The sequence below is a fragment of the Nocardioides sp. BGA-UO-ETr-FS32 genome, assembly GCF_059567905.1.
This window is the reverse complement of the sequence record NZ_JCAQOX010000013.1, coordinates 19,924-31,140: the sequence shown is the minus strand read 5'-3', so window position 1 is coordinate 31,140 and position 11,217 is coordinate 19,924. Positions and strand designations below refer to the sequence as shown.

At 67.4% G+C, this 11,217-nt stretch carries 9 protein-coding genes and 4 pseudogenes; 9 read left to right on the top strand and 4 right to left on the bottom strand.

Going from position 1 to position 11,217, the window contains the following annotated elements:
• From AC57BS_RS05220 to AC57BS_RS05205, 4 genes are all read left to right on the top strand, one after another.
• Positions 1-822, top strand: coding sequence for a carbohydrate ABC transporter permease (locus AC57BS_RS05220; RefSeq protein WP_496410397.1), 822 nt, complete (start codon positions 1-3; stop codon positions 820-822).
• 96 nt (positions 823-918) lie between these two features.
• Positions 919-2,568, top strand: coding sequence for a glycoside hydrolase family 13 protein (locus tag AC57BS_RS05215; RefSeq protein ID WP_496410396.1), 1,650 nt, complete (start codon positions 919-921; stop codon positions 2,566-2,568).
• A gap of 67 nt (positions 2,569-2,635) precedes the next feature.
• Positions 2,636-3,673 (top strand): LacI family DNA-binding transcriptional regulator, encoded by a 1,038-nt coding sequence (locus tag AC57BS_RS05210; RefSeq protein ID WP_496410395.1) that lies wholly within the window; start codon positions 2,636-2,638, stop codon positions 3,671-3,673.
• Positions 3,674-3,789: 116 nt separating this feature from the next.
• Positions 3,790-4,875: an ABC transporter ATP-binding protein gene (locus tag AC57BS_RS05205; protein WP_496410394.1), complete on the top strand. Its 1,086-nt coding sequence runs from the start codon at positions 3,790-3,792 to the stop codon at positions 4,873-4,875.
• Positions 4,876-5,061: 186 nt separating this feature from the next.
• Here AC57BS_RS05205 and AC57BS_RS05200 read toward each other — a convergent pair whose 3' ends face one another.
• Positions 5,062-5,637: a GNAT family N-acetyltransferase gene (locus tag AC57BS_RS05200; protein WP_496410393.1), complete on the bottom strand. Its 576-nt coding sequence runs from the start codon at positions 5,635-5,637 to the stop codon at positions 5,062-5,064.
• 852 nt (positions 5,638-6,489) lie between these two features.
• Positions 6,490-6,723, bottom strand: a pseudogene (locus AC57BS_RS05195) (integrase core domain-containing protein); the annotation flags it as partial.
• A 7-nt stretch (positions 6,724-6,730) separates the two neighbouring features.
• Between AC57BS_RS05195 and AC57BS_RS05190 the strand changes: the two are divergent.
• Together AC57BS_RS05190 and AC57BS_RS05185 are read left to right on the top strand one after the other, a co-directional pair.
• A pseudogene (locus AC57BS_RS05190) lies at positions 6,731-7,000 on the top strand (integrase core domain-containing protein); the annotation flags it as partial.
• Complete coding sequence (locus tag AC57BS_RS05185) at positions 6,904-7,116, top strand: IS3 family transposase (protein WP_496410392.1); 213 nt, start codon at positions 6,904-6,906, stop codon at positions 7,114-7,116. The pseudogene AC57BS_RS05190 and the gene AC57BS_RS05185, both read left to right, overlap by 97 nt.
• Before the next feature lie 169 nt (positions 7,117-7,285).
• Here AC57BS_RS05185 and AC57BS_RS05180 read toward each other — a convergent pair whose 3' ends face one another.
• Positions 7,286-7,768, bottom strand: a complete 483-nt coding sequence (locus AC57BS_RS05180) for an ATP-binding protein (protein WP_496411245.1) — start codon at positions 7,766-7,768, stop codon at positions 7,286-7,288.
• A 69-nt stretch (positions 7,769-7,837) separates the two neighbouring features.
• Positions 7,838-8,119: pseudogene (locus AC57BS_RS05175) on the bottom strand (DEAD/DEAH box helicase family protein); the annotation flags it as partial.
• Between the two features lie 727 nt (positions 8,120-8,846).
• Between AC57BS_RS05175 and AC57BS_RS05170 the strand changes: the two are divergent.
• The 3 genes and pseudogenes from AC57BS_RS05170 to AC57BS_RS05160 all read left to right on the top strand — a co-directional run.
• A pseudogene (locus AC57BS_RS05170) lies at positions 8,847-9,394 on the top strand (IS30 family transposase); the annotation flags it as partial.
• Between the two features lie 203 nt (positions 9,395-9,597).
• Positions 9,598-10,605 carry a helix-turn-helix transcriptional regulator gene (locus AC57BS_RS05165; protein WP_496410391.1) on the top strand — a complete coding sequence of 336 codons (1,008 nt, stop codon included), beginning with the start codon at positions 9,598-9,600 and terminating at the stop codon, positions 10,603-10,605.
• 83 nt (positions 10,606-10,688) lie between these two features.
• A complete protein-coding gene (locus AC57BS_RS05160; protein ID WP_496410390.1) occupies positions 10,689-11,153 on the top strand; it encodes a hypothetical protein in 465 nt (154 codons plus the stop codon).
• Positions 11,154-11,217 lie beyond the last annotated feature (64 nt).

The following is an 11,217-nucleotide window of genomic DNA, read 5'->3' as shown; positions in this document are numbered from 1 at the left end:
ATGCGATCGGTGCGCGAACGATTCCCAGGCGTCCTCCTGCTCGTCGTGACGATGCTGTTCTGCATCTTCCCGATCGTCTCCATGCTCTCCGCGGCTCTTCAACCCCAAGGCTCTGTACCATCCGGCATCAGCTGGCCCTCAGACCCGCAGTGGCAGAACTTCGCCGACGCATGGAAGGTCGCGGACATCACCCCGCTGCTCGTCTCGAGCCTCATCCTCGTGGCCGGCGTGGTTCCGCTGGCCGCGCTGTTCGCGACGATGGCCGGCTACGCCCTCGGACAACTGAAGATCCCGGGCGGCAACGTCTTCTTCGTCCTGCTCCTCTTCGGACTGACGCTTCCCCAGGAAGCAACCATCGTCCCGCTGTACTACCAGATGCGGGACTACGGCCTCCTGAACTCCCGACTCGGGCTCATCCTCGCCCTCGTAGGCGGTTTCATGCCATTCGCGGTGTTCTGGATGCGCGCCCACTTCATGTCCATCCCCAAGGACCTCACCGAGGCCACCGCGATCGATGGCGCCACCACGTGGAAGTCGTTCCGCTACGTCCAGATCCCGCTCGCCATCCCGGCCATCTCGTCGATGTGCCTCCTGCTGTTCTTGTGGACCTGGAACAACTTCCTCCAGGCCATCACACTCATCGACGAACCGTCGCACCGCACCATGGCCGGGGCACTGCTCAACTTCGTGGGCCAGTACTCCACCGACGTGGTGCTCCTCAACGCTGGGTCGCTGATCATCATGGCTCCCACGATCATCGTGTTCCTGATCTTCCAGCGACAGTTCTCAAAGGCCATGCTTGCCGGCGCCGTCAAGGGCTGAGCACCGCCACCGGCGCACACCGCGTACATCCTGCGACCGCGCCCACAATCCCGGCGCGTATCGCTCCTCCAACCGCCTCAACGAGGAAGGTCGGTCATGACGACGTCCACACCTGAAGACGCCGCCTGGTGGCGTACAGCCGTCATCTACGAGATCTACCCGCGCAGCTTCGCCGACGCCAACGGCGACGGTCATGGAGACCTGCCGGGCATCACCAGCCGGCTGGGATACCTGCGTGATCTCGGTGTCGACGCCATCTGGATCGCGCCTTGGTACCCCTCACCGATGGCCGACGGCGGGTACGACGTATCTGACTACAAGAACATCCACCCGCTCTACGGGACGCTCGAGGATGCGCGGCAGCTGCTCACCGAGGCGCACCGCCACGGGCTGAGAGTCATCCTCGACCTCGTTGCCAACCACACCTCGAAGGAGCACCCTTGGTTCCGCGCTGCCCTAGCGGCCGACCCCGGCTCGCCTGAGCGCGACCGGTACATCTTCCGGCCCGGCCGAGGCGCAGGCGGCGACGAGCCCCCGAACAACTGGATCAGCGCGTTCCGGGGCTCGGCATGGACGAGGGTGCCCAACTCCTCGGGCGATCCAGGCGAGTACTACATGCACACCTTCGCCCCCGACCAGCCAGACCTGAACTGGGAGTCCGAAGAGGTCAACCTCGCGTTCGAGGACATCTTGCGGTTCTGGCTGGACCTGGGCGTCGACGGATTCCGCATCGACGCGGTCCCCGCCATGGGCAAGAAGGCCGGCCTCCCGGACGCGGTGTACTCCCACGACCTGCAGTTCCAGTCCGCGGCGTGGGTCGACAACCCGCACTGGGACGTCGACACCCTCCACGACGTCATGCGCCGATGGCGAGCTCTCATCGACACCTACGGCGACGACAAGATCTTCGTCGCCGAGGCGGTCGTGAACGGTGCCGAGCGCCTGGCCATGTACCTGCGCCCCGACGAACTGCACACCGCGTTCAACTTCGACTACGTGCACGCGAACTGGGACCCGGCCGAGCTGCGCACCGTCATCGACGACACCCTGCAAGCCCTCGAGCTCGTCCACGCCCCAGCGACCTGGGCGATGTCCAGCCACGACGAGATCCGCCACCTCACCCGCTTCGGACGCGAAGCCAGATGGGCACCCCTGGGGTTCGAGGAGAAGGCACCCAGCGACCTGGCCCTGGGCCGCCGCCGCGCCCGAGCCGCCATCTTCCTGACCCTCGCACTGCCCGGCGGCGCCTACCTGTACCAAGGCGAAGAGCTCGGCCTCCCCGAGGTTGAGGACCTGCCCGCCGAGGTCCTCCAAGACCCCGTCTTCCACCGCTCCGGCGGCACCATCCGTGGCCGTGACGGCTGCCGCGTACCCATCCCGTGGTCTGGCGACGCGCAGCCCTTCGGTTTCTCCCCACCCGAAGTCACACCGTGGCTCCCGCAGCCTGCGGCGTGGGTGAACCTCACGGTCGACGCCCAGAACGGCAACCCCGACTCGATGCTCACCCTGTACCGCCGGCTCTTGGCTCTCCGACGCGAGAACTCCGACCTTCACCACCCCGGCCTGACCTGGCTCGACTCACCCGACACCGTCCTGCACTTCCGTCGCGGGTCGGGCTTCGAGTGCGTCCTCAACCTCGGCAGCACGCCGATCGAGCTCACCCACGAGCCCGTCCTGATCAGCACCCCGGGCGCGTCCGAGTGCGAACTGCCAGCCGATGCAGCCGCCTGGCTGATGACCGACTGAGGCAAAGCGATCAGCCGTGCCCACCCCGAGCCCTCCCCGCCCGTTACCGTCCGATTCGTCCCAGTCCATGGCCGGAGGCGAACGCCCCAAGCCGGCGCGGCTGCGCGACGTCGCGACCAGGGCAGGGGTATCGACAACCACGGTGTCCTACGTCCTCAATGGCCGCGCCGACCAGATGCGGATCTCACCGTCCACCGTCGCCAAGGTTCGTGCCGCGGCCGAGATCCTCGACTACCGGCCAAACCCGAGCGCGCGCAACCTACGCACCCGAACCACCGCCACCATCGGCCTGGTCTCCGACCACGTCACCGGCGACCGGTACGGCGTGAGCACCCTGGCCGGCGCTACTCAAGCCGCTCGCGAGCTCGGCCACCTCGCGCTGCTGGTCGAAGGCGGTGGCGACCCACAGCTCGAGCTTGGCCTCATCGAGGAGCTGCTGGACCGCGGCGTCGACGGACTCGTATATGCCACGCAGGCCACCCGAATCATCCGCCTCCCAGAACCGCTCCACGGTCTTCCCGTGGTGCTCCTGAACTGCGAGGACCCCCAACGGCCAACCCCCTGTGTCGTGCCCGACGACCATGCAGCCGGTGGCGTCGCAGCAGGAGTCCTTCACACGGCCGGTGTCACCGACATCGCGGTCGTGGGCGCCCCCAGCGCCGATGCAAGAGACCTGGCAGGGCCACGCCGCGTAGCCGGCATCCGCGCCCGGCTCGCCGCCGCCGACATCGAGCCGGCGGCCGTGTTGTCGTGTACTTGGACGACGGCCGCTGCCTTTGACGCCACCACCCGCTGGCTCGCTGAAGGCGGTCACGTCGAAGGCGTGATCTGCATGAGCGACCGGGTCGCGATGGGGGTCTACCAGGCGTTGGCCGAGGCCGGCCTACGAGTGCCCGACGACGTCAGCGTGGTGTCCCTTGACGGATCCGCGCTTGCGAGTTGGCTACGTCCGGCCCTGACATCGCTCGACCTGCCCGCGGCAGAACTCGGCGCCCTCGCCGTACGCCGCCTACTCACCCGCGGGGACCGCGAACACACAGCGCCCCTGCGAACGACCGTGCCGATGTCGCTACGCGTAGGCGGATCAGTCCAGCACCCTCCTTGACCTTCAGAGGCCACGCGACGCATCGCATGCGAACAACACAGAGACAGCAGGCAGCACCGCAGCAACCCACTCATTACGGATCGTCCGGCACGTACCTGCCGGTGAAGGAGCAGACAATGGCAACAGTGACGTTCGAGAAGGCGCAGCGGTGGTATCCCGGCGCCGACGAACCAGCGGTTCCGGGCATCAGCCTGGAGATCAAGGACGGCGAGTTCATGGTGCTCGTCGGGCCCTCGGGTTGCGGCAAGTCCACCACCCTGCGCATGCTCGCGGGCCTCGAGGAGGTCAACGACGGGAAGATCTACATCGGTGACCGCGACGTCACCAACATCCCGCCCAAGGACCGCGACATCGCGATGGTCTTCCAGAACTACGCGCTCTACCCGCACATGTCGGTCGAGGAGAACATGGCGTTCTCGCTCAAGATGGCCAAGGTGCCCGCGGCCGAGCGCAAGGAGCGCGTCGCCAAGGCGGCGGAGATCCTCCAGCTCACCGAGTTCCTCGAGCGCAAGCCCAAGGCGCTGTCCGGTGGTCAGCGCCAGCGCGTCGCCATGGGTCGCGCGATCGTCCGCAACCCGCAGGTCTTCTGCATGGACGAGCCGCTGTCCAACCTCGACGCCAAGATGCGCGTGGCGACCCGCACCGACATCGCCCGCCTCCAGCAGGACCTCGGCGTCACCACCGTCTACGTCACCCACGACCAGGTCGAGGCGATGACGATGGGCGACCGCGTCGCGGTGATGAAGCTCGGCGTGCTCCAGCAGGTCGACACCCCGCTCAAGCTCTACGACAAGCCCGCCAACCTGTTCGTCGCCGGCTTCATCGGCTCGCCGCAGATGAACCTCATGGAGGGCGTGGCGGCCGACGGAGGCGTCAAGATCGGCGGCTACCAGGTGCCGGTCGACCCGACCGCCGAGCGCAAGATGTCGGGCAAGGTCACCGTCGGTGTGCGCCCCGAGAACTGGCGGCTCGTGACGGCGGAGGACGGCGGCCTCCCGGTCAAGGTGACGGTGGTCGAGGAGCTCGGCGCCGACAGCTACGTCTACGGCACCAGCGACGTGGAGGGCACGCCGTCCAACGTGATCGTGCGCGTCAGCGGCGGCCGGCACCACCCGCACAAGGGCGAGACGCTCTACGTCACGACCGACCCCGAGCACGTCCACGTGTTCGACACCGAGTCGGGGGAGCGCCTCTCCGACTGAGACCCGGCGGCTCCGCGGTGGCATGCCGTCGTTACATCCCGTCAGGGAACCTGCTCCTCGCCCGTTTGTGGCGACTACGCCGCGCCGGGTGTCGATCTAGGCGGCAGCCAAGACTGACCGAACTCCCGATCCAATGGCTGCCGCGATCCGTGCGTCCCACAAGGGGATCCTTGCGTGGGACGATCTTCAGACCTCCGCGCGCATAACCCACCGCCATTTGGCTATGCGACGCTCTCGCACGAACCCGAACTGCTCGTAGAGCTCCTCTGGGCCGGTGTGCAGGTAGGCGCCGCGCTGCGGCTTGCGATGGAGGGTCTGCTCGGGATAGGCCTCCACCACGCCGCCGCCGGCAGCCTGGATCGCGTCTAGCACGCCCGCGACAGCCGCACGGGCGACACCACGGCCGCGGTGGCGGCTTCCGGTGAGGATGCACCCGATCCGCCACGTGGGTAGCTCTGGCGTATCAGCGTTGTACTTGGCTGCGTTCTTGATATTGGGCAGCTCCGCCGGGGTTCCGTACTGGCACCAACCCACGCAGCTGCCGTCCGCGTCGTAGACGAGGATCTGGTGCACCGTGCCTCGGTCCACGTGGGCGCGCTTCGCGGCTCGGTTGCGCTCAGGGGTTGGGGCACTGCCGAACCCTTCGACATGGAAGCCCATGCACCAGCAGCCACCCCACACCCCGTTGTTGGCTTCCACTAACGCGGAGAAGTCGTCCCAGCTCTCCGGCGACAGCGTCCGGGTCGTATAGGCATCCGTCATCAAGCGCTCTCTTCCTTCAATCTCGCCGAGCCCGGCCACGAGGGACAGCGGCTACCACTCGAGTCTGCCCCAGCGCCGACCCTGGCCGTGGCCCTCGCGTGGCACCAGCCTCAGGTGGCCCTGTCCGTGGTGGCTCCTCGACGATCGGTTCAGATCGGCCCACACCTTCAGCGCTACGTGCAAGGTCTTCCTGTGGCGCGGTCACCTACGAGCAGCTCGCAGGACGCAACGAAAAACACAGGCCCGATTTGATCGCTGTGAGCCCTGAACGGACTTAGGTGAATAGGACCGATGCGTGTCCCCGATGTTGTCGCCCGCCAACATGTGATTGGGAGAGTGCACCCGGGGCGGCGACCATCACAGGAACAGGCCACTCCCCCGACCACGCTGAAACCTGTGAGGGACGCCATGTCGCGCCGACGTGCCGCCGCTGACCGCCGTCTATCGGTGCAGCTCCATTATCCGGATCAGCCGATGAGCGGGCGTGCCCGACGGACCTGTCTCCGATCGCCATCTTGTCGCGGCAATGGGCGGTCTGGACCATTGCGCCTTTTGGTATCAATGGCCCTAGCCTCAGAGAGAGGTGGTTCCCATGCCGGGCTGGCTGATCGTTGTCATTCTTCTGGTCGCGTTCTTAGCGTGGGCGGGCTGGGTGCTGAACAAGCGCAGTCCGGCCCCCCATGGCGAAGACCGTCCGAAACGGGACCTCGGCGGCATGGGGGGCGGAGGTTGACACGGGAGCGCCCGTATCTGCCTCACCCCGCTAGCAACGACGCGGCCGAACCCAACGTTCGGCGCCTATCGGCGGATCACCTTGCACGGGACTGCTGCACGAACTGGTGACAGGGTTGGTTAGGCCGCTTGGGTCGCGGCCGGCTTCATGATCAGCTCGTATTCGACCGGGGTCAAACGTCCGAGCGCGGCTTGGCGACGGCGCCGGTGGTAGGTCTTCTCGATCCAGGTCACGATGGCGATCCGCAGCTCCTCGCGCGTCGACCATGTTCGTCGGTTGAGGACGTTCTTCTGCAGCAGCGCGAAGAATGACTCCATGGCTGCGTTGTCGCCGGCGGCCCCGACTCGGCCCATGNACAAGTCCCACCTGTGGCGCGACACCTGCGCCGATCTCGGCATCACGCCGAAGAAGACTCGGCCCTACCGGCCGCAGACCAACGGCAAGATCGAGCGCTTCCACCGCACCCTGGCCGAGGGCTGGGCGTTCAAGAAGTTCTACAACTCCGAGTCAGCCCGACTCGCGGCTCTGCCAGCATGGGTCCACCAGTACAACCACCACCGGCCCCACTCAGCAATCGGGAAGGCCGCGCCCATCACCAGGTTGGACAACCTGGCTGGGCATCACAGCTAGCCAACGCGATCTTCGAATACCTCGAGATCTGGCACAACCGCAAGCGTCGTCACAGCCAACTCGGATGGCTCACGCCGATAGAGTTCGAGAGGAACCGCATCATCGCCGTGGCATGAGATCCAACGAACCTCGACTCCGCGAAACCGGGGGCACACCACTCCCAAACCAGTCAAGGATGGTGACAGAACGTCCCGGGGCCCCGTGCGCAGCAGGCCATTCGGTCAGCGCCCCCCCACCCATGACCTCAGGCCGCCGCACACTCCTCCGTGGGGCCTGGCCACCACGCTACGACCCGGGCCACGATTGCGCACGACTGTGAGCGTGCCGACTAGACCGCACAGCCCCGCGTTTTCCCGTGCTTCTTGGGCAGCCCGTGCCGCGCCGGGTCAGATGTTCAGCTCGGCCCATGCGATCTTGCCGCCGGGGGTGGACTCGCAGCCGGAGCTGCGACAGCGTCGCGACGATGGCCATGCCTCGGCCGTCCTGGTCGCCCGGGCGTGCGTGGTGCCGCTCGGGCCAGGCGCTTGACCTGTCCTCCACGGCGACGCGCACGACACCGTCGGCTCGAGTGAGCGACGTCCGGAAGGGCGAGCTGCCGTGCGTGATGGCGTTGGTGGCGAGCTCGGAGGTGACCAGCGCGATGTCGCCGACCAGCGCGTGAAGATCCCACGCAGTTAGGGCGTCGCGGACGTAGCGGCGCACGGACGAGACAGCCGCCGGGACGGGGAGGTGGATGCTGGACAGGGCCGCGTCAGAACACCGCGGCATCTCGCCGGCGCCAGGATGGGCCCCGATCAGGCTGACGTGGTCGCGCAGGTCGCACGCCCGGGCCACGTCGCTCAGACCGGAGCCTGCCAGCAACTCCCCGGGATACACGCACAGCAACTTGATGGGGTGCGCCACGATGGCCGTGTTCCACAACGACTCGAGCTCAAGGGCAGCCGCCACCTCGCCGCGCTGCCAGAGCAGGGCCACCATCTCGCCGAAGGCGCTGACAGGACCCCCGCCGGGAAGCACCAACGATGCGACGACCCCCGCGAACCGCACCGGGTCCGGACGCCTCTCGACCATGAACAGGCTCATCGTTTCCTCGGCATCGAGAGTGACGAGGGTGCCGTTCCGCCTCGCACCGACCGGTCGGCGCCCAAGTCGGCCAGCACGTCATCGACGGCACGACGGCGCGTAGGCCGACTGATCGTGACGACCGGGACGCCGTTCTCCAGCGACGAAGCTGGCTATGCACGCGACCAGAGCGCCGGGCTCGTCGTACGCCGCGACGAAGTGCTCCCTCTCGGCCATCCAGCACGACTCCTCCGCCGCCACCGAGCTCCGAGGTCCCGGTCCCGGTCCCGGTCCACCGCTTGTTGTCCCCCGATTGTGCACTTTTCAAGCACTCCTGGGAAGAGCACGCTGGTGACCCACATGAACGAGCATCAGACAATGTGCACCCAGAAGGGCGCTGCCCACGCGTGCCCCCGGCGGCGAGACGTCGATCGTCGTGTTGAGCTGTCTCCTGCGGCCGTACAAGCGGTTGCCTGCGCCGGGTCGAGGGGTGTCAATGGGTGGCGCCGAGACGGCACCCGTAGCTACGCCCAGGGCCGGCTACGGTCAGGTGCGACGCAGACCAGAACGCTGGGACTTGGGCTTGGAAGCACGTGCCTGCTTCATCAACGACACCGGGCTGGGCGAACCGGGTCCAGCTGTCGGCGGGGCGCTCCGTGCGAGGGACGCAGATCGACTCGTCGCTCATCATGTTGCCGATCGCATCGAGAGCGACGAATCGTTGGTGCAGCGTTCTCCTACGGCAGGTGTCGCGTGCCGGGTCTTCCGACGCTCGCACGGCACCCGGTTGCCCGACGGTCGAGGCGGCCGGCCCGGGATCGTGAACATCAGCGAGCGCCCGGCCGAAGCCGACGACCGGGCAGTGCCCGGCCACTGGGAAGGCGACCTGGTCTTCGGCAAGGGCATGAGTCCGGTCGCCACCCTGGTCGAGCGATCAACGCGCTACCTGATGCTCGTCGGCCTGCCCAATGGGAACCACAAAGCCGACGCCGTCGCTGATGCGCTCGCTGCCGCCGTTGCGGACCTTCCCGAGCACCTGGCGAGGTCGCTCACGTGGGACCAGGGCCACGAGATGGCCGAGCACAAACGGTTCACCCACCAGACCGGCATCCAAGTCTACTTCTGCGACCCCAAGTCACCCTGGCAGCGCGGCAGCGCGGCAGCAACGAAAACACCAACGGCCTGCTCCGTCAGTACCTGCCCCGCAGGGTCGACTTCCGGACCCTCACCCAAGACGACCTCGACGCCATCGCACTCGAGCTCAACGACCGACCTCGACAGACCCTCGGCTTCAAGACACCATCACAAGCACTAGCCGAGGTGTTGCGTTGACCGCCTGAGCCCGCACCGAATTGCGGACCTCCCTGCCGCTTCGAGTGCGGGCGGTCAAGAAGTATCGGCAATGTAGGCGCCAAACGGGCGAGCAAGGTTCACGAAGCGCATGTCGGCCGAGGCCCCGCTCCCACCGCGTCGATATAAAGTGGCAACTGTGGCTACCGTGGCGCCGGGACGGTCGGTGCCGTCACACTGGGACTGTGACGTCGCTTCCCGGACTGGTCATCGCCCTTGTGGCGGGCGCCGGCGCGGGCTGGGTCCTGAAACGTTCGTCGGCGCGGACGCGGCCGGGATGGGTGGTGTGGCGCCGGTACCTCGTGGCGTCGGCCGTCCTGGTTGCCTGCTACCCGCTCGTGTGGGGGTTGGCGACGGTTGCGTCGGCCTGGATGCCTGGTAGCCCTGCCGCCTGGGGGGCGGCCGTCCTGGCCGTGACAGCCCACCTGCCGGTCCTGGCGACCTTTACCGCGCTGCCGCTGCTGGCGGTGCGCTACCTGGGCGGCACGTCCTCGCGCTGGCCAGTGCTGGCAGTGCTGGTGCTGGGATGCAGTGCCGCACTCACCATGATGCTGTTCTTCGACGACTTCGCCCCTCTCAAAGCGTCCGCACTGATCCCTTCCTCGACGGGAACGGCGGTCGGCATGTCGATCAATGCGGTCTTCCTGGCGACAGTGCTGCTCGGACCGGTGTGGGCGCTGGTGGCGGCGTGGCGCGCGGAGGACGCCGCGGCCCGTCGACTCGCGTTTGTTGCCGCGTCCTCACTGGCGGGGACGCTCCTGGTCATCGCGTGCGGCGCTCTCGCCGCTGCGCCCGGGCTGACTTCGAGTGCGTGGGCGGCGGTACTAGTGGTCGTCGGCATGGACATCGCGTTGGCGATCGCAGGGTGGGGAAGCACGAAGGCCCTAACGGAGCATCTCGGCATCGACGTTCACGCGCCTCCTGTGACGCAGGACCCACCGCCCGAGGCGTACGAGGCGCCCGGAGGCACCGCACACCTCACCCAGCGCGAGGTCGAGGTGCTGGGCCTGCTCGCCGAGGGCCTCTCCAACGCCGGCATCGCCGCACGTCTGGTCCTCTCCGAACGCACGGTTGACGCACACCTCCGCTCGGTGTTCGCCAAGCTCGACCTCCCCGAGGGGCCCGACCACAACCGCCGGGTGCACGCCGCCGCCACCATGTGGTCCCAAGACCGACCCGTCGAAGCGGGTTAGGCGAAAGGGCCGATGCGGACTTGACGGGCCCTTTCCTACGGTTCGACGACCTCTGACGTCGTGTCCAGCAAAGGGAGACAGTCGTGAAACAGCACTGGAAGCTTGTCGCACTCGTGTGGGTGCCGTTCGTTTCAATCTTCGCGCTCGCTGCACCCGCGCTGGTCGAACGTGTCGGCGACAGCCATCCCCACATCGCCTTCCACATCGTCGCGGCTGGCCTTCTCGTGTGGGCGGCGCTCGTGGCACTGCGACTGCGTAGGACGACGTCACCAGATGCCCGGGCAGCCCGGCTCCTGCTCGGCGCCCTGCTCGTGTCGATCCCGGCTGCAGTCCTCGGCAACTTCTTCGAGCTAGTCGCAGCCATCGGGCGGCTGGCGGACGACGGCTGGGAGAGCCGCAGGACCGAGGACCTCTTCAGCAACGACGGTGGCCTGCACTTCCTGGCGTCCAACCTGACGATCCCAGCCTTGATGCTGTCCATGCTGCTCACGCTGGTCGTGGCAACGGCAGCCGCGATCCAAGGGCGGCGACTGGAGTCGGTTCGCTGACGCGGCGCCCCGCGGTCCAGGCTGATGGTGAGGACCGCGACGTTCAGGATTGGCCTCACCCAGC